Annotated in this window: 16 protein-coding genes and 1 riboswitch; of the genes, 14 read left to right on the top strand and 2 right to left on the bottom strand. The window is 35.9% G+C overall.

From position 1 onward, the window contains the following. The first annotated feature begins 481 nt into the window (after positions 1–481). The 4 genes from BCER98_RS19815 (at position 482) to BCER98_RS19800 (ending at position 5,402) form a co-directional block, all read left to right on the top strand. Complete coding sequence (locus BCER98_RS19815; RefSeq protein ID WP_012096382.1) at positions 482–1,927, top strand: O-antigen ligase family protein; 1,446 nt, start codon at positions 482–484, stop codon at positions 1,925–1,927. Between the two features lie 97 nt (positions 1,928–2,024). Continuing rightward, complete coding sequence (locus BCER98_RS19810; RefSeq protein ID WP_012096380.1) at positions 2,025–3,128, top strand: glycosyltransferase; 1,104 nt, start codon at positions 2,025–2,027, stop codon at positions 3,126–3,128. A gap of 27 nt (positions 3,129–3,155) precedes the next feature. Then, a complete protein-coding gene (locus BCER98_RS19805) occupies positions 3,156–3,896 on the top strand; it encodes a WecB/TagA/CpsF family glycosyltransferase (protein ID WP_012096378.1) in 741 nt (246 codons plus the stop codon). Positions 3,897–4,202: 306 nt separating this feature from the next. Then, entirely contained in the window at positions 4,203–5,402 is a 1,200-nt protein-coding gene (locus tag BCER98_RS19800) for an MFS transporter (protein WP_012096377.1), read from the top strand. Positions 5,403–5,460: 58 nt separating this feature from the next. Here the strand turns inward: BCER98_RS19800 and BCER98_RS21540 are convergent. Then, positions 5,461–6,794 (bottom strand): IS3 family transposase gene (locus tag BCER98_RS21540; RefSeq protein ID WP_094374263.1). Its coding sequence is split into 2 segments (ribosomal slippage): positions 5,461–6,407 and positions 6,407–6,794, totalling 1,335 coding nucleotides; the frame shifts between segments, so codons are not numbered across the junction. 231 nt (positions 6,795–7,025) lie between these two features. Here BCER98_RS21540 and BCER98_RS19785 point away from each other — a divergent pair. The 3 genes from BCER98_RS19785 to BCER98_RS19775 all read left to right on the top strand — a co-directional run bounded on the left by BCER98_RS19785 (position 7,026) and on the right by BCER98_RS19775 (position 10,136). Next, positions 7,026–7,742: a LytR/AlgR family response regulator transcription factor gene (locus BCER98_RS19785; protein ID WP_012096373.1), complete on the top strand. Its 717-nt coding sequence runs from the start codon at positions 7,026–7,028 to the stop codon at positions 7,740–7,742. A 122-nt stretch (positions 7,743–7,864) separates the two neighbouring features. Beyond that, positions 7,865–9,940 (top strand): carbon starvation CstA family protein, encoded by a 2,076-nt coding sequence (locus BCER98_RS19780; RefSeq protein ID WP_012096372.1) that lies wholly within the window; start codon positions 7,865–7,867, stop codon positions 9,938–9,940. Beyond that, positions 9,933–10,136: a YbdD/YjiX family protein gene (locus BCER98_RS19775; protein WP_012096371.1), complete on the top strand. Its 204-nt coding sequence runs from the start codon at positions 9,933–9,935 to the stop codon at positions 10,134–10,136. Before BCER98_RS19780 ends, BCER98_RS19775 begins: the two co-directional genes overlap by 8 nt. 99 nt (positions 10,137–10,235) lie before the next feature. On the opposite strand, the gene pdxK is transcribed toward BCER98_RS19775, so the two are convergent. Beyond that, positions 10,236–11,057 (bottom strand): pyridoxine/pyridoxal/pyridoxamine kinase, encoded by an 822-nt coding sequence (gene pdxK, locus BCER98_RS19770; protein WP_012096370.1) that lies wholly within the window; start codon positions 11,055–11,057, stop codon positions 10,236–10,238. A gap of 197 nt (positions 11,058–11,254) precedes the next feature. Between pdxK and BCER98_RS19765 the strand changes: the two genes are divergently transcribed. From BCER98_RS19765 to BCER98_RS19735, 7 genes are all read left to right on the top strand, one after another. Then, a complete protein-coding gene (locus BCER98_RS19765) occupies positions 11,255–11,566 on the top strand; it encodes a YbjQ family protein (protein ID WP_012096369.1) in 312 nt (103 codons plus the stop codon). 158 nt (positions 11,567–11,724) lie between these two features. Beyond that, positions 11,725–11,830: riboswitch (SAM riboswitch) on the top strand. Between the two features lie 92 nt (positions 11,831–11,922). Next, on the top strand, positions 11,923–13,221 hold the full coding sequence (locus BCER98_RS19760) for a bifunctional O-acetylhomoserine aminocarboxypropyltransferase/cysteine synthase (protein WP_012096368.1): 1,299 nt from the start codon (positions 11,923–11,925) through the stop codon (positions 13,219–13,221). Next, positions 13,205–14,110, top strand: a complete 906-nt coding sequence (gene metA / locus BCER98_RS19755; protein WP_012096367.1) for a homoserine O-acetyltransferase MetA — start codon at positions 13,205–13,207, stop codon at positions 14,108–14,110. Before BCER98_RS19760 ends, metA begins: the two co-directional genes overlap by 17 nt. A gap of 138 nt (positions 14,111–14,248) precedes the next feature. Further along, a complete protein-coding gene (locus BCER98_RS19750; protein WP_012096366.1) occupies positions 14,249–15,544 on the top strand; it encodes a homoserine dehydrogenase in 1,296 nt (431 codons plus the stop codon). 311 nt (positions 15,545–15,855) lie between these two features. Beyond that, positions 15,856–16,668, top strand: coding sequence for an SGNH/GDSL hydrolase family protein (locus BCER98_RS19745; protein WP_012096365.1), 813 nt, complete (start codon positions 15,856–15,858; stop codon positions 16,666–16,668). Continuing rightward, the gene (locus BCER98_RS19740) at positions 16,665–17,582 is read left to right on the top strand and encodes an ABC transporter ATP-binding protein (RefSeq protein ID WP_012096364.1); all 918 of its coding nucleotides are present in this window, start codon (positions 16,665–16,667) and stop codon (positions 17,580–17,582) included. Before BCER98_RS19745 ends, BCER98_RS19740 begins: the two co-directional genes overlap by 4 nt. After that, the gene (locus BCER98_RS19735) at positions 17,575–18,567 is read left to right on the top strand and encodes an ABC transporter permease subunit (protein WP_012096363.1); all 993 of its coding nucleotides are present in this window, start codon (positions 17,575–17,577) and stop codon (positions 18,565–18,567) included. The genes BCER98_RS19740 and BCER98_RS19735 overlap by 8 nt, the downstream gene beginning before the upstream one ends. Positions 18,568–18,571 lie beyond the last annotated feature (4 nt).

Raw genomic sequence — 18,571 nt, 5'->3', positions numbered from 1 at the left:
TTCCTCCTAAAGATATTCCAGAGAAAAAATATACACTAAAGTTATCGAAATAACAATTACTTTTCGTTACATGTCAAAAAACGTATGAAATACATAAAGAAAGCGTTTGAAAATGTCATAAAAAGAAGATATATATTGGAAGAGGAATGGATGCATAGATGAAGGAAATATGACATAAAATGAATCGTTTTATAGGTGTTTTAAATAGGTGTACTTCAATAAATGTAAATAAATAGATTTTTCATAAATCTTATTTTATATTATAGTTAAAACTGGAAATTAGTAGTATATCGATAGTGTTTATTATTATTACAAGAAGAAGGAAGGAGGTTTTTTATCCCAATGGAGAGAAGTAGGGATTGGAGCTAGGATAAAAATATTTCTCAATTTAAATATGAGTTATGTTATAATTGCTAGGTGTATTTAAATGGAATAAATAATGTCTACATGATAATGTAATGATTTTTATGGAGGTCTAAGAATGTTGACAAATCAAACTAGGATTAGGTTTGAGCAATTTTTGCTTTTTTTTATTATTTTACAACCTGTTTTAGATTTATTAACTTCGCTTAGTATTATCGTATTAAAAATAAATACAACATTCGGAGTAATGGCAAGATTTCTTGTTATGACTGTTTGTGGTATTTATATTTTATTGCAGGCAAAAGAAAAAGAGAATAGAAAGTTTTTGATTTATCTAGTAGTACTAGGTTTAGTATTGTGCCTAGGTTTTATAAATAATAAGCTAAATAAGAATCCGATTATAATGGGCGAAGAAGTTAAATTCTTTGCAAAAGCATTGTATGTGTATATTATGCTGTCTTCATACATTTTAGCTTTAAAATCATTGAAGAAACTTACAAATATTGGTGAAAAAGTTAGGGATAACATTATGTATTCTACATTAATTATCAATATTGTTATGGTTGTTTCTATTGCAACATCTACAGACTTTGGCAGTTATCAATGGATGAAAGTTGGTTCTCGTGGATGGTTTTATGCTGGAAATGAGTTAGGATCTATTTTAGCGATCATCTTCCCGATTGTAGTATTATATTCTGTTCAGAAGACAAAAGGGATTACGAGTATTTTATATTGGATTCCGTCGCTATTGATGATTTATTCTTTAATTCAAGTTGGTACAAAAGTAGGTATGGGTTCAATTGGTGCAACATTGGCAGCAGCTATTATCATTCTTCTCCTTCAAGTATTATTTGATAGAAGAAATCCAAACAAAAAGGCACTATTGCTTAATAGTATTATTGCTATTGTTTTATTAGCAGGTGTGATTGGAACGTTTAAGAAGACACCTTTAGCACAAAACATGGGTATTCATAATAACTATTTAGCAGAGCAAAATGCGGCACAACAACAACAAAAGGAAAAAGAAATTAAAGAAAAATTAAAAGAACAGCAACGGAACAAGGAAAAAGGGAAAGAAATAGAGAAAGTTGAAGAAGAAGTTAAAAAGGAACTTCAGAAAGAACAGCAAAAGGAAAATCAAGAGAACCTCATATTCAGTGGACGTCAAGTATATGCGGAAAGACATCAGCAATTCTTTAAAGAAGCTCCAATGTCACAAAAGTTATTAGGAATGGGTTATGCAGGTAATTTTAAATACAACGAACAAAAACAACCAGATCCAAAGTTAATTGAAATGGACTTCCATGATTGGTTTTATGATTTTGGAATCATCGGCTTTTTGTTAATGATGATTCCATTCATTTACTATGGATTTAGAATCTTATTCCGTATGATGACAAGATTTAAAGACATCGTTAATATAAAATATGGAATGCTTGCAACAAGTTTAGCTTTAGCTTTAGGTATTGCATATATTGCGGGACATATTTTGACAGCACCAGGGGTTGGAATTTACTTTATAGTGGTGTTAGCTTACCTCATTGTAGATTTAGAAATTGAATGATAAAAATAAAAGCTAACTTTTGTTAGCTTTTATTTTTTAGTACAGTAAAATAAAAGGTAGATAGAAATGTGGCGAGGATTTAAAGGAGGAAAAAAGAATGAGGATATTGCATATGAATGCAGGAGCAGAAGACGGGGGAGGAAAGACACATATTATTTCACTTCTCGATCAGTTCCCAACCGATGAAGTAGAACTGGCAGTATTTGAAGACGGGATTGTTGCGAGGGAAGCAAGGGAGATAGGAATCAAAGTTCATGTGTTCTCACAGAAATCTCGCTACGATTTATCTATTTTAAAAAATATAAGTAGATTCATTAATGAGGAACAATTTGATATTGTCCATACACATGGTCCTAGAGCAAACTTTTACGTTTCTCTTATGAAAAAAAGAATTGCTGCAAAATGGGTGACAACCATTCATAGTGATCCGTTTCAAGACTTTACAAAGCAAGGTTTAAAAGGATGGATTTTTACGAAATTAAACTTAAAGGCTTTAAAGGATATAGATTTATTCTTTGTTGTAACAAATCGTTTGAAAAAGAGTTTGGAACAATTGGGAATTTCTAGTGAAAAGATGCGTGTTATTTATAATGGAATTGAATATGATAAAGAAAAAGCGCAAGGTTATGATAAAAAAGAAAAGTTTCATATTGAAGAAGATGTATTTACGGCCATTCAAGTTGCGCGCCTCCATCCAGTTAAAGGGCATGAAGTATTATTTGATGCATTAAATAATACTTCATTGACTAAAATTAAGGTGTTATTAGTAGGCGATGGTCCATTAGAGGAAGACTTAAAGGCTTTAGCGAAAGAAAAAGGAATTGACGATAAGGTTCAATTTTTAGGGCATCGTCAAGATGTGAAACAGTTATTTGCATCGGCTCATATTAACTTATTAACATCTCATAGTGAAGGGTTTCCGTTAGTTCTATTAGAAGCAGCAAATCAACGTGTACCATCTATTGTAACAAGAGCTGGTGAAATTGAACCGTTAATCGTAGATGACACATATGGATGGGTTGTTCCAGTAGGTGATGGGAAAGCTTTGGCGAATGCTTTAGAACAAGCGTATGAAAAATGGAAAACAGGTGAACTAGCTGTAATGGGAAAACGGATTTACGAGCATGCTGCAGCAAATTTCTCACTGAACAAGTTATATGAGGATACGAAAGAAACATATAAACAATTAATAGCGAAATAACCTTGAATAATAGAGAGGATTGTAATTATGGCAGTACAAACAGTTGATATTTTAGGTGTTCCTTTCTCTACAATGACGATGGAAGAAACTGTACAATACCTTATGAAACAGTTGGAAGTTGAACAAGCTCATACATTTCAAGTTGTAACAGCAAATCCTGAAATTGTCATGTGCGCAAAAAAAGATTCAAGTTTCCAAAAAACACTTTTACAAGCAGATGTAATTACACCAGATGGCATTGGTGTTGTAAAAGCAAGCGCTATGTTAGGGACACCGCTTCAAGAACGAGTAGCAGGCTTTGATTTAATGAATCATTTATTTGGAGAACTTTCAAAAGAAAAGAAATCTGTATCCGTGTTCTTGTTAGGTGCAAAGCCGCATGTTGTGAAAGGCGCTGCCGATTACTTAAAGAAAACATATTCGGCTATAAACATTGTTGGTTTGCAGGATGGCTACTTTAAGCCTGAAGAAGAAGAGAATATTATTTCGCGTATTCAAGAAGCAAAACCAGATCTACTACTTGTTGCACTTGGATTCCCAAGACAAGAAAATTTCATTCAAAATAATAAAAATCGATTACAAGCAAAGATGGCAGTCGGTGTAGGTGGAAGTTTTGATGTTTGGGCTGGTGAGGTAAAGCGCGCACCAAAATGGATCCAAGCCATTCACTTAGAGTGGTTCTATCGTTTATGTAGTAATCCAACTCGTTGGCGCCGTCAGCTTGTATTGGCAGAGTTTTTAAAGGAAGTAATGCGTTCGAAGAAGTAGCGAGGTCTCGCTGCTTTTTTTTATACATATGAACACGGTAGAGTCGACTACCATCCATTTATGACGTAAGTAATGAAAGGATAAATCTAAGGGAATGATAAAGTAAAGCGTTAATTAGTAAGGCCTCTCTATATTCATGAGTCGAACTTTTACAAGCAACTATACTCCCGCTTAACTTCTTTGTTTTCAGTCGAATTTTTGAGGGGAGTCTTACTATCGCTAAAATGGCAGAATAAATTTGTTTTACTTATGCAGTACACATGTGTAAAATTATGTGTAAAGACACCTGTGTTAGGAGGACTTCTAGTGGGGAAGGCAAAAGAAATTTCAAAGCGAAAGCTTCTCGGAATAGCGGGGCTTGGATGGCTATTTGATGCAATGGATGTCGGAATGCTTTCATTTGTCATTGTATCTTTACAAAAAGAGTGGGGATTAACAAGCCAGGAGATAGGTTGGATTGGTAGCATAAATTCTATCGGTATGGCAGTAGGAGCCCTTTTATTTGGAATAATGGCGGATAAAAGGGGACGAAAATCAGTCTTTGTTATCACTTTATTGCTTTTTTCGATCGGTAGTGGTTTGACGGCTTTAACAACAACAGTAGGCGCATTTCTTATTTTGCGTTTTTTCATTGGTATGGGGCTTGGCGGGGAACTCCCAGTTGCTTCTACACTTGTATCTGAAAGCGTAGAGGCACATGAACGCGGAAGAATTGTCGTTTTACTTGAAAGTTTTTGGGCAGGCGGATGGTTAATCGCTGCGATTATTTCATATTTTGTCATCCCGAAATATGGTTGGGAAGTAGCGATGGTTTTAAGTGCAGTTCCAGCCATTTATGCTCTGTATTTAAGATGGAAGTTGCCAGATTCACCTAAGTTTGAAAAAGTAGAAAAGAGACAATCTGTTATGACCAATATAAAAGCTGTTTGGTCTAAAGAGTATCGGAAAGCCACTGTTATGCTATGGATTTTATGGTTCTGTGTTGTTTTTTCTTACTATGGTATGTTTCTTTGGTTACCAAGCGTAATGGTATTAAAGGGATTTAGCTTAATAAAAAGTTTTGAATACGTATTAATCATGACGCTAGCACAACTACCTGGATATTTTACAGCTGCGTGGTTTATTGAACGTGTGGGTCGGAAGTTTGTATTGATCACGTATTTAATTGGTACAGCTTGTAGTGCTTATATATTTGGTATTGCAGATTCTGTAACGATATTAGTGGTAGCAGGTATGTTTCTATCCTTCTTTAATTTAGGGGCTTGGGGTGCTTTGTATGCATATACGCCTGAGCAATATCCGACAGCGATTCGTGGAACAGGAGCAGGTATGGCTGCTGCATTTGGTCGTATCGGAGGAATTTTAGGTCCACTTGTAGTAGGATATTTGGTTGCCTTGCAAACATCCCTTTCATTCATTTTTACAATCTTTTGTGCCTCTATTTTAATGGGAGTACTTTCAGTAATTGTACTTGGACAAGAAACAAAGCAGCAAGAATTAATATAAGAAAAAAGGAAGTTGTGGTGATAATCTGTACCCTTTATAAAGGACATTTAAAAAAAAGTTAGGCAGCCGCGAGAAGATGATTTCTGTATTCAACAGGAGTCATCTTCTTTAAATTCCACTGATATCTATGCTGGTTATGGTATTTCATATAGTCTTTAATCTCTTGTTTTAGCTGGGAAAAAGATGTACAAGCTTTTATATGCGCTTCATCTTTAAAATGCCCGAAAAAAGATTCTTGGGGGGCATTATCCCAACAGTTTCCTCGTCTTGACATGGATTGTCCCAGTTTTAATTTTTTAACTAGTTTTTGATAGGTCGGACTTGTATAATGAGCTCCTTGATCAGAATGAATATAGGCATCTTCAGTCAATCGAATTTTCTTATTCTTCTTTAGGTTGTGAAGAGTCGTCATTGCGATGTCTAATGTGAGCTGTTCTGAAACGTGATAGGCTAAAATTTCATTTGTGGACCCATCTAAAATAGTAGATAAATATGCTTTCTGATTCTTACCATAAAACAGGTAGGTGATATCTGTAAGAAGCACTTTTCCAGGGGTACCTTGCCTGAATTCTCGCTTCAATCGATTTGGTACCACGAAATGTTCTTTCGTCGCTTTTATCATTCTTTTGTAAGGATTCGCTTTGCGGATCGGGCAGATAATCCCGTATTTCTTCATAATTCTACGAATACGCTTCAAATTGTAGACAACTTGAAATTGACCCGCTAATGTCATTTTGATTTGACGAGCCCCTTTTTTTCGGTTTTTAAATCGAAATGCCTTTAATATCCATTCTTTCGTTATTTCATCCTGATCTATTCTGTTTTTTCGCTGCCTTTGCGAAGAAACAGAAAAATAATTATAGTATCCTGAACGTGAAACACCAGCGATCCCGCACAAATATTTCACCATATTTTTGAGGTTGTATGTTTCAATAATAGAACGAATTAACATATATTTTTGGTTAGGTCGTAACGTTAGTTCTTTCTCATCCTCCCTTCCATAAGTTTTATCTTTTTTAACAATTCATTTTCAGCTTTTAATAGGTTTCGTTCCGCTTCCAAACGCGCATATTTCTCTTCTAATGTAAGTTCTCTCTCTAGCTTTCTTCCTGAGTTTTCTTTACGCGTATCTCTTAGACCAAATACACCATCTTTCTTATAGGAAGTACGCCACCGATTTCCTGATGATATAACACGTTGTATGCCAATGATTTCTACATCAAATCCACATTCTTCAAAAATAATGCGAGGGGGTTTTCCTTTTTCGTTTTCTTTAATGAAAGTACGCTTGAATTCGTCGGTATAAGTAATTCCTTTTGGGCTGACCGATTTTACGTATCGATTTTTTGATAGTATTTCAATTTCTTTTTCTGTAAATAGTTTTTTCGTCATTTTGAAATGTCTCCGATTCTCATTTTTCTCTCATTATACAAGAAATACTCTATAGAATAGACCTTTTTTTTAAGTGTCTATCCTATAGGGTACATTTTAGTGACTTCCTTTTTTCTATTTTTATGTGGAATCATGATCAGTAGAAAATAAAGTTTAAAAAAGGGTTTATTTCCAATGAAAGCGAATGTATAAAACAAGACACATGGATCAAACAATTAGGTGGTTGGGCAAATGAAAATTTTATTTATTACGGACGAGGTAGAAAGACGAAATAGATTAATTGAATTATTTACAGAAAATATACGAAATGTAGAATGTCTAGAAGCAATCACTGGAACGGAGTCTTTACATATCGCAAAGAAGCATGCTCCAGATTTCGTCTTTTTAGATACGCAGCTAAAAGACGGAACAGGATTTGAGTTTTCCAACTTGTTGCGAGAGCAAAATTGCAATATGAAATTTATATTTATAGGGGAGAATGTTGAGGAGGCTGTTATGGCTTTTCGTTTTCGAGCATTTTATTATTTGCTGCGACCATTTCATCAGGATGATGTATTATTTTTAGCGCACAGAATGGAGCAAGAAATTGGAACGAAAACGAGAAGTTACTTACGGAAGCTTCCAATTGAAAGTCAGGAAGGGATTACGTACATTTTTCCCGAGGATATCGTATATGTAAGCAAGAATAAAGAAAATAAAACAGTGTCTATTTATACAACAAATAATCATTATATTTCAACGTATACACTTCAAGAGTTAGAAAATAAATTGGCTACATATGATTTTTTACGCGTTCATAAGAGTTATTTAATTAATGTTATATATGTAAGGAAACTAAAACCTTATTATAATGGAACGTATAATCTTTATTTGGAAAAGTATGATGAGCAGTCGATTCCTGTTAGTCGAAACTATGTAAAACAACTTCGGAATAGAATTGAATTGTAACAAGTTGTGAGAGAATATGAACATGATAACATAAGAATCCTTCATGATAAGGAGGATTCAAATTAAATATTCAGAAAATTTAGTACAATCTCCACTAAGAAGTTATATTGGGGGGATTGTATGTGAAGGCATTCAAATCAATTTTGCTTTGGGGGATAATTTCAGTATTAGGAGCTACCGGATTTGGAGTGATTGCTTTATCACAGGGGGAAACGATTAATGCCATTTGGTTATTAGTTGCTGCGGTTTCAGTATATGCCGTTGCATATCGATTTTATAGTAGATTTATCGCGAGAAAAGTATTTGAACTAGATCATAATCGACAAACACCAGCTGAGACATTGAATGATGGAAAAGACTATGTACCAACGAATAAATGGGTGCTATTTGGTCACCACTTTGCAGCAATAGCAGGAGCTGGTCCTCTAGTAGGCCCTATTTTAGCAGCGCAGATGGGGTATTTACCAGGAACGATTTGGATTATTGTTGGGGTTGTTATTGCAGGAGCAGTACAAGATTTTGTCATTTTATTTGCTTCAATGAGACGAAATGGAAAGTCGTTAGGAGAAATGATTAAGGATGAGATTGGTCCTATTACAGGGTTAATCGCAATGATCGGGATTTTAGGTATTATGATTATTTTATTAGCTGTATTGGCTTTAGTAGTTGTGAAAGCACTTATCGGAAGTCCGTGGGGGATGTTTACGATTGCAGCAACCATCCCAATTGCTATTTTAATGGGAGTATATATGCGCTATATTCGTCCAGGAAGAGTGGGAGAAGGATCGGTTATTGGAATTATTTTGCTCATTTTAGCCCTTATTGGTGGACAGTATGTAGCTGAAAATTCTACTCTTGCAAGCATGTTCACGTTTAGTGGTGAAACAATTGCTATCATGCTTATTGTATATGGCTTTATCGCATCTGCACTTCCCGTTTGGATGCTGCTTGCACCGCGTGATTATTTAAGTACATTTTTAAAGATTGGTACAATCGTTGGATTGGCAATTGGCATTGTCATTGTTGCGCCAGAATTACAGATGCCCGCTGTTTCGAAGTTTATTGATGGAACAGGTCCGGTATTTTCAGGGAACTTATTTCCATTTTTGTTTATTACAATTGCTTGTGGTGCTGTATCAGGATTTCATGCTTTAGTTTCTTCAGGTACTACGCCAAAAATGATTGAAAGAGAAGGGCATGCACAACCGATTGGTTATGGGGCAATGTTAATGGAATCATTCGTTGCAGCAATGGCAATGATTGCAGCATGTGTGTTAACACCAGGAACTTATTTTGCGATTAATAGTCCAGCAGCTCTTATCGGTACAGATGTAACGCAGGCTGCACAAGTGATTTCATCATGGGGATTTGCAATTACACCAAATGAGCTAAAAGAACTGGCAACAAATGTAGGAGAACAAACGATATTATCTCGAACAGGTGGTGCACCAACATTAGCAATCGGAATGGCTTATATCTTTTCGCAAATATTGGGTGGTACAGCGATGATGGCATTTTGGTATCACTTCGCCATTTTATTTGAAGCACTATTTATTTTAACGACAATTGATGCAGGAACACGTGTAGGCCGTTTTATGATTCAAGATATATTAGGACATGTATATAAGCCTTTTGCAAGAACAGATTCTACAGTAGCAAATGTGATCGCTACAACATTATGCGTATTAGGATGGGGTTACTTCTTATACCAGGGAGTAGTTGATCCTCTTGGTGGCATTAATACATTATGGCCACTCTTCGGTATTGCTAACCAAATGCTAGCTGGAATTGCTTTATTACTTGGAACAACTATTTTATTCAAAATGGGCAAAAAGGTATACGTTTGGGTAACATTGATCCCCACAATCGGATTGCTAATTGTAACAATGACAGCTGGCTATCAAAAGCTGTTCCATGAAAACCCTAAAATTGGATTTTTATCGCATGCAAAAGTATTTCAAGATGCATTGGATGAAGGGAAAATATTAGCACCAGCAAAAAATATCGCACAAATGAAACAAATCATTTTCAATGATTATATTGATGCAGCACTTTGTGGAATTTTCATGTTAGTTGTCATAGCAGTTCTAATTTCTGCAATTCGTATATGGGTTCGTGTGTTGCAAAACAAGGCGATACCATTAAAAGAAGCGCCATATATTCCAAGAGATGAAAGTGAGTCGAGAAATTATGCTTAAAAAATTCGGAAACATATGGGGAGCAAGAAAACAATTCATTAGCTTGCTTGTTGGAGTTCCAAGTTATGAAACATATGTCATTCATATGAAAGAAAATCATCCTGGAGAGCCTATATTATGCCGAAAACAATTTTTTGCAGAGGCACAAGAAGCAAGATTTAATGCAAAAGGAGGAAAAGTATCAAGGTGTTGTTAAAAAAGAAGAGTGAGGTTTCACTCTTCTTTTCTGTTTACGTTTCACGTGGAACAAAAATAAAAAATAAAGCTACCGTTTGATAGCTTTACTTTTGCGTTGTTATACAAGTTCTTTTCCGGCAAATTTACGATATGCACCGTGATGTGTTGGGCCTACATATTCGTTGATTTTAAACGAATGACGAATCGCCGCAGTAATGAATTCCTTCGCAACTTTTACAGCTTCTTTTACAGATTTACCTTTTGCAAGTTCAGCTGTAATGGCTGCTGAGTATGTGCAACCTGCACCATGTGTATTTGTTGTATCAATTTTCTCTGATTCTAAAAGTTCAAATGTTTCACCATCATATAATACATCAATTGCTGTTTCTGTACCTAATTTGCTACCGCCTTTAATTAGTACATATTTTGCACCTAAAGCATGAATTTTTTTTGCTGCTTCTTTCATGTCTGCAAGAGTAGTAATTTTCACACCACTTAATTGATATGCTTCAAATAAATTTGGTGTTACAATTAATGCTTTTGGTACAAGAACATCACGTAAGCAGTCATTTGTTTCCGGATGCAAGGCTTCGTCTGCCCCTTTACAAACCATAACTGGATCTACGACAACGTTTTTTAGATTATGTTTTTCGATTGTCTCAGCAACCATTTCGATAATCTCTACGGATCCAAGCATGCCTGTTTTTAATGCATCTACACCGACACCTTCAATTGTTGTTTCCAATTGTGGTTTTAATGTAGAAACAGGGATAGGAAATACGTTATGTGCCCAGCTATTATGTGGATCCATTGTTACGATTGTTGTAAGAGATGTCATTCCGTATACACCAAGTTCTTGGAATGTTTTTAAATCTGCTTGTATTCCGGCACCACCGCTTGTGTCAGAACCAGCAATTGTAAGTGCTTTATTTAATGTCATTGTAAAAGCCCCCTCAGGTGATATAATGATAACTGCATTTTTAATCATTATATCAATGTTGTGAATAAGTACAAAGTAAAAAAGTGGATTGTTCCATTGAAAGGATATCTATTTTTATCATAAACTGTAAGTTTATGTTCACTTAAATGTAAAGTTGCTTTGTTATATATGGAGGATGAAATAGGAGGAGAGTCAGAATGTTGATGGTATCTACAGGTTCCGTACCAACAAAAACCATTACAGGCATTCTTGGATTAGTAACGGGAAGTGTTGTTCAATCACGTTGCGTTGGAAAAGATTTATTTGCGAGTTTAAAGTCAATTGTTGGTGGAGAACTAGTCAGTTATACAGAAAGGCTAGAGGATTCTAAGAAAATAGTAAAAGAACGTATGGAGAAAGAGGCAAAAGAGTTAGGGGGCAATGCCCTTGTTGGTCTGCACTTTGAGATGGCCGCTGGGCAAGGTTCTTCAGAATTAATCGGTTATGGCACAGCTGTGATTATAGAGTAGTTACTAAGGGATACTTGCTTGTTATTGTGATATAGGATAGTTATATAGTTTTATTTTTTTGAAAATAAAAATAAACAGTTAATATATTGTTTTATAAAGATTCAGTAAATAAATTGACATTAGAAAATAATTGCTATAAAATCATTGGTAATTGCATAGTCTTATCAAGAAAAGGTGGAGGGACAGGCCCTATGAAGCCTTGGCAACAGCCGAATATCGGAATTGTGCCAAATCCTGCAGGTAATAAATCCTGAGAGATAAGAAGGAATTTTAGAGCGTGTTTTTAAACTGCTTCTTTCTCATTCAGGAAAGAAGCAGTTTTTTTATTTGTTTTATATAAGAAGGGAGTATGAGAAATGAGCGAATCATGGGGAAAAGGAACGATCTGTGTGCAAGGGGGATATACACCAAAGAATGGGGAGCCGCGCGTTCTACCACTTTATCAAAGTACAACATATAAATATGACACCTCAGATGATTTGGCGGCGCTTTTTAATTTAGAAGCAGAAGGGTATATCTATACGCGTATTGGGAATCCGACAATTGCAGCATTTGAGCAGAAGTTAGCAGAACTAGAGGGTGGTGTCGGTGCTGTTGCAACAGCTTCCGGTCAGGCTGCTATTATGCTTGCTATTTTAAATATTTGTAGCAGTGGTGACCATTTACTTTGTTCTTCAACTGTTTATGGAGGAACTTTTAACTTATTTGGAGTTAGTTTGCGTAAGCTTGGAATTGATGTTACATTTTTTAATCCGAACTTATCCGCTGATGAAATTGTGGCGCTTGCCAATGATAAAACAAAGCTTATTTATGCAGAATCACTTGGAAATCCAGCTATGAACGTTTTGAATTTCAAGGAATTTTCTCGTGCTGCAAAAGAACTAGACGTACCGTTTATTGTTGATAACACATTAGCAACGCCATATTTATGTCAGGCGTTTGAGCATGGAGCAAATATTGTGGTCCATTCTACAACAAAGTATATTGATGGGCATGCAAGCTCATTAGGTGGCGTTGTAATTGATGGAGGGAATTTTGATTGGACGAATGGAAAGTATCCCGAACTTGTAGAACCTGACTCAAGTTATCATGGTGTAAGTTATGTGAAGGATTTTGGGGAAGCAGCATATATTGTAAAAGCGCGTGTTCAATTGTTAAGAGACTATGGAAATTGTATGAGCCCCTTCAATGCATATATTAGCAATATTGGTTTAGAAACGTTGCATTTGAGAATGGAACGCCATAGTGAAAATGCTCTTACAATTGCAAAGTGGCTTGCTAAGCATGAGCGTATTGAGTGGATTAATTATCCAGGATTAGAGGGTAACGAAAATTATCCATTGGCACAAAAATACTTATCGAAAGGTGCAAGTGGAGTTTTAACGTTTGGAATTAAAGGCGGACTAGAAGCGGCGAAAGAATTTATAGCAAATGTGAATTTGGCAACGCTTGTAACACATGTTGCAGATGCAAGAACTTGTGTTATTCACCCTGCTAGTACAACACATAGACAGTTAACGGAAGAAGATCAACGTTTAGCCGGTGTTACGTCAGATTTAATTCGTTTATCAGTTGGTATAGAAGATGTTTCTGATATTATTGCTGATTTGGAAGCAGCTTTAATTGGAGGCAAAACAAATGCCAATCATAATTGACAAGGATTTACCAGCTCGTAAAGTGTTGCAAGAAGAAAATATTTTTACCATGACAAAGGAGCGAGCAGAAAAACAAGATATTAGAGCTTTAAAAATTGCAATTTTGAACTTAATGCCCAAAAAGCAAGAAACCGAGGCACAATTACTTAGATTACTCGGTAATACGCCCCTCCAATTGGATATGCATTTACTTCATATGGAGTCGCATATTTCTCGCAATGTAGCGCAAGATCATTTAACAAGTTTTTATAAAACATTTCGCGATATTGAAAAAGAGAGATTTGATGGGCTTATTATTACAGGAGCTCCGATTGAAACTCTTCCATTTGAAGATGTGGATTATTGGGAAGAACTCAAGAAAATCATGGATTATTCGAAAACGAATGTAACGTCTACATTGCATATTTGTTGGGGAGCACAAGCTGGATTGTACTATCATTATGGGATTCCTAAATATCCGCTTGCAGAAAAAATGTTCGGTGTGTTCGAACATGAAGTACTTGAGCAACATGTGAAATTATTACAAGGATTTGATGAGCTCTTTTTTGCACCGCATTCTCGTCATACAGAAGTACATGCAGCAGACATAGAAAAGGTAGAAGACTTGAAATTGCTTGCGATTTCAGAAGAAGCGGGTGTTTATCTTGTTATCGGACAAAATGGAAAACATATTTTTGTTCTTGGGCATAGCGAATATAGCTGTGATACATTAAAACGAGAATATGAACGGGATATACAAAGAGGATTGAATATAGCAGTTCCAAAAAACTATTTCAAGTATAATAATCCAGATGAAAAACCACTTGTTAGATGGCGAAGTCATGGCAATTTACTATTTTCGAATTGGCTTAATTATTATGTGTATCAGGAAACCCCTTATATTTTGTAAAGGATGCTATAACATGTGGTGGCGTTTTCTTTACGTAGACCAATTTTTATTTTTTGAATGTTCTAAATACATTGTTTTTCGGAATTTTAAACTATATAATGACATCTAAATACATTTTTTAGAGGGGTGAAGAGTGTTATGAATGAAATTCAGGTAGGGTTATTAGGACTTGGAACAGTCGGAAGCGGTGTGGTTCGTATTATTGAGAACCATCAGGATCGATTAATGCACCAAGTAGGTTGCCCAGTGAAAGTAGCAAAAGTACTAGTACAAAATATAGATAAAGAACGTGAGGTCCAAGTCCCCCCTCATTTATTAACGAAGCGTGCAAATGAAATTATAGATGATCCGAATATTGATGTTGTTATTGAAGTAATGGGTGGAATAGAAGAAGCAAAAGCTTACATTTTACAAGCTTTAAAGAATGGAAAACATGTTGTTACTGCCAATAAAGATTTAATGGCATTACATGGGGCAGAGCTTTTAACAGTAGCAAAAGAAAACAGTGCGGATTTATTTTATGAGGCAAGTGTTGCAGGTGGCATCCCTATTTTACGAAGCATTGTAGAGGGGCTTTCCTCAGATTTGATTACAAAAGTAATGGGGATTGTGAATGGTACAACAAATTTTATTTTGACAAAAATGTCTGACGAAGGGAGAGCGTATGACGACGTGTTAAGGGAAGCGCAACAGCTTGGATTTGCTGAGGCAGATCCAACATCAGACGTAGAAGGGTTAGATGCGGCAAGAAAGATGACGATTTTAGCAACTCTTGGTTTCTCTACCAATGTAGAACTTGGAGATGTGAAAGTGAAGGGGATTACTTCTATTACGGAAGAAGATATTGCATATAGCAAAAGTTTAGGCTATACCATCAAGCTAATCGGACTTGCAAAGCGTGATGGTGACAGGTTAGAAGTAACAGTTGAGCCAACGTTGCTTTCTAATACACATCCTCTAGCAGCTGTTCAAAATGAATATAATGCTGTATATGTATACGGGGAGGCAGTAGGAGAGACGATGTTTTATGGACCGGGTGCTGGAAGTTTACCAACAGCAACAGCGGTTGTTTCTGACCTCGTTGCTGTTATGCAAAATATTCGCCTTGGTGTAACGGGGAATAGTGCAGTTTCTCCACAGTATGAGAAAGTATTAAAAGAGCCTCATGAAATTTTTGTGAAAAAGTTTTTACGATTGCATGTAAAAGATGAAATTGGTGTATTTGCAAAAATTACATCGCTATTCTCTGAACGAGGTGTAAGCTTTGAAAAAATTATTCAAATGCCACTTCAGGAGAAAGGAAAAGCTGAAATTGTTATCGTTACTCATCGTGCATCTCTTGCAGACTATGAATATATTTTACATACATTGGGATCATATGAGGAAGTAGATTGTGTGAAAGCAAACTATCGAATTGAAGGGGATGCGAAGTAATATGGAAAGGCTTCACTGAATATTATGAAAGGCTAGGGGCTGGTTTGAAAGACTTGAGTATTGTAAGTGATACAAAACAGATGAATCCAGTTTCCAAATAATAAGAAGATTGTGCCTGACTATATTCAGGGAGTTGTTTTACAATAAAGCGGAAAAGGCCTATTGAGTTTTTCATAACTCAATAGGCTTTATTTATGCTGAAAAGCTTGAGCACAATGAAGAGAGAAACAACATAAAGGGGAAAAATCGCTTTTCAAATTGCGGTTTGGTATAATTAGGAACAATCTAAGGGAACGAAAAGGAGATGTCATATGAGGGCAAAATTAGTAAAGGTAATATTACTTCTTACGGTGGCGTCTTTTTGCTTATTTGCATACGGTTTTCTTTCAGGTATTCATGATGTATTAAATCCAAAAGCTTCGAATGTAGTCATGAAACGAGAAGAGGCGCAAGGAAAAGAAAAAAAGAAAGCTGGGACGTTACAAGTAGTTAGCTTAGGAGACTCGCTAACGAGAGGTGTTGGCGATAAAGAAGGAATTGGTTATGTTGGACGCATGAAAGAAGATTTGGAAAAAGGGGATAAGACAAAAGTTGCAATAACGAATTTAGCTGTTAGTGGAGCGAAGATGGCGGATTTGTTACAGCAAATCGAGAGTAGCGGCGCTAGATATTCCATTAAGCGTGCGGATCTTATTGTGCTAACAATTGGGGGGAATGATTTATTCCCAGGTTGGGAATCGCTTGAGAAAATAGACTTGGAAACATATCGCCCAGATACGGAAATGTTTCAAAATCAAGCAAGGAAAATTATAACAGAAATTCGTAAATTAAATGCGGATAGTCCTATTTTTTGGCTAGGGTTATATAATCCTTTCGAAGATGTAGAAGACTTAAAAGGTTCATCAAATATTGTTGTAGATTGGAATGCAGCGTTAGAAAAAATAGCAGTCAGTCATAAAAATGTATACATTGTACCGACATTCGATTTGTTTCAAAATCGCGGAAAAGAACTATTGTATTCAGATCATTTTCATCCGAATGAAATAGGTTACTCATATATGGCAGATCGCTTAGTGCAAAATGTTGTAAGTAAGCTGAAACTACAAGGGGGAGGGGCAAAATGACGACAATCCTTTCAGTAAGGAATGTAAAAAAGGTTATCGGAAAGAAGACGCTTGTAGAAAATATTTCATTTGATGTTAAACAAGGGGAAGTGTTTGGTTTTCTTGGACCAAATGGCGCAGGGAAAACGACAACCATTCGAATGTTAGTTGGACTGATTCAGGCAACGGAAGGTGAAATTTCTATCGGTGGTTATCATATTAAGGACAATTTTCGAGAAGCCATGCGACAAATTGGTAGTATTGTTGAAAATCCAGAGCTTTATACGTACTTAACAGGTTTTGAAAATTTAAAGCAATTTGCAAGGATGTTAGGCGGTATACCAGATGAGCGTATTTTTGAAATTGCAAAGATGGTTCATTTAGATGAAAGAATCCATGATAAAGTAAAAACATATTCTCTTGGAATGAAGCAACGCCTTGGAATTGCACAAGCTCTTCTTGGAAGACCGAAACTGCTTATATTAGACGAGCCAACAAATGGATTAGATCCAGCTGGTATAAGAGAGTTAAGAGAATTTATACATAAGCTGGTGAGAGAGGAAAAGATGAGTGTATTTATTTCAAGTCATTTATTAAGTGAAGTGCAAATGATATGTGATCGCGTAGCTATTATTCAGAAAGGCAAGATTATTACAGTTGCTCCTATTGAAGAGTTAATAAAAGCTGCAAGCGACCGCGTAGAGTGGATTGTTACACCCATTTTGAAGGCGAAAGATCTATTGGAAAAATCAGAAGAAGTGACTGAAATTAGCATAGATCATCATCGTTTACTATGCCGTATGGATGTGAAATCAATTAGCAGTTGGAATAAGCGGTTTGTAGAGAGTGAGATAGAGGTACATAGTGTGAAAGAACTTGTGTTTACATTAGAAGATCTATTTATTGAACTCACAAGAGGTGAGGCGCATGCGTGAATTTGCGAATCTTGTTTTGAATGAATCTGAGAAAATTTATCGCAAGAAACGTATTTTTGTGGTGATGTTAATATTAGTCATTCTCATTCCGCTTTTTGTATACGCGCAGTATAGAGAGATACAAACAACGCAAAAACGACTTGGGACAAATGATTGGAAAGTTGCACTTCAACAGCAAATTGTCGATTCGCAAAATCGTTTGAACAATTCTAGATTGCCAGAAGAGTGGCGGGATTGGCTTAAAGTTAGAGTAGAGCAACAACAATATTATTTAGATCATAACATTAATCCAGCAGCACCGGGAGCACCAACTTTTGTAAGGGCGTTCATTGAACAAGGGATTACATTGTTTATCCCACTTCTTGTCATGATTGTGACAATTGATATTGTATCGGGCGAAAGAAGTGATGGGACAATGAAACTGCTTTTAACTCGTCCAATTAGGCGCTGGAAAATTCTCTTGAGTAAATATGTTACGATGCTTTTGTTTATTTCGCTTATCGTATTACTTGTTGGCCTTTTCTCTTATATACTATCTGGCATTGTTTTTGGATATGCAGGATGGGACTTACCTGTGTTAACAGGGTTTGTCATTGATAAGGAAACATTAAATACGAATTTTGTACACTTAATCCCGCAATCGCAATATAATTTAATGGCGTATGGGTTAGCGTGGTTTGTAGCAATTGTTGTTGGGACAATCTCCTTCATGGTTTCCGTTTTGATTCGTAATACGCCCGCTGGTATGGGGATCATGTTAGCAGCTTTAATTGCTGGTGGTATTTTAAGTTCTTTTGCCACATCATGGGAAGGCGCAAAATATATATTCAGCGTCAATTTATCATTAACAGATTATTTATCCGGAAATTTACCAGCGCTACAAGGTTTATCGATGGGATTTTCGTTAATGAATTTAACAATTTGGGCAGTGGTCTCTCTCGTTGTTTCCTTTGTAGTGTTTACGAAGCAAGATATGGTTAATTAAATGA

Origin of the sequence: Bacillus cytotoxicus NVH 391-98 (assembly GCF_000017425.1) — a bacterium.
Lineage (GTDB): Bacteria > Bacillota > Bacilli > Bacillales > Bacillaceae_G > Bacillus_A > Bacillus_A cytotoxicus.
This window is presented reverse-complemented; position numbering and strand designations above follow the sequence as displayed.

Coding starts and splice junctions, on each gene's coding strand:
- BCER98_RS19785 (WP_012096373.1), top strand. CDS start 7,026: ATGAAAATTTTATTTATTACGGACGAGGTAGAAAGACGAAATAGATTA.
- BCER98_RS19750 (WP_012096366.1), top strand. CDS start 14,249: ATGAATGAAATTCAGGTAGGGTTATTAGGACTTGGAACAGTCGGAAGC.
- BCER98_RS19810 (WP_012096380.1), top strand. CDS start 2,025: ATGAGGATATTGCATATGAATGCAGGAGCAGAAGACGGGGGAGGAAAG.
- BCER98_RS19775 (WP_012096371.1), top strand. CDS start 9,933: ATGCTTAAAAAATTCGGAAACATATGGGGAGCAAGAAAACAATTCATT.
- BCER98_RS19765 (WP_012096369.1), top strand. CDS start 11,255: ATGTTGATGGTATCTACAGGTTCCGTACCAACAAAAACCATTACAGGC.
- metA (WP_012096367.1), top strand. CDS start 13,205: ATGCCAATCATAATTGACAAGGATTTACCAGCTCGTAAAGTGTTGCAA.
- BCER98_RS19760 (WP_012096368.1), top strand. CDS start 11,923: ATGAGCGAATCATGGGGAAAAGGAACGATCTGTGTGCAAGGGGGATAT.
- BCER98_RS19745 (WP_012096365.1), top strand. CDS start 15,856: ATGAGGGCAAAATTAGTAAAGGTAATATTACTTCTTACGGTGGCGTCT.
- BCER98_RS19805 (WP_012096378.1), top strand. CDS start 3,156: ATGGCAGTACAAACAGTTGATATTTTAGGTGTTCCTTTCTCTACAATG.
- BCER98_RS19815 (WP_012096382.1), top strand. CDS start 482: ATGTTGACAAATCAAACTAGGATTAGGTTTGAGCAATTTTTGCTTTTT.
- BCER98_RS19740 (WP_012096364.1), top strand. CDS start 16,665: ATGACGACAATCCTTTCAGTAAGGAATGTAAAAAAGGTTATCGGAAAG.
- BCER98_RS19735 (WP_012096363.1), top strand. CDS start 17,575: ATGCGTGAATTTGCGAATCTTGTTTTGAATGAATCTGAGAAAATTTAT.
- pdxK (WP_012096370.1), bottom strand. CDS start 11,057: ATGACATTAAATAAAGCACTTACAATTGCTGGTTCTGACACAAGCGGT.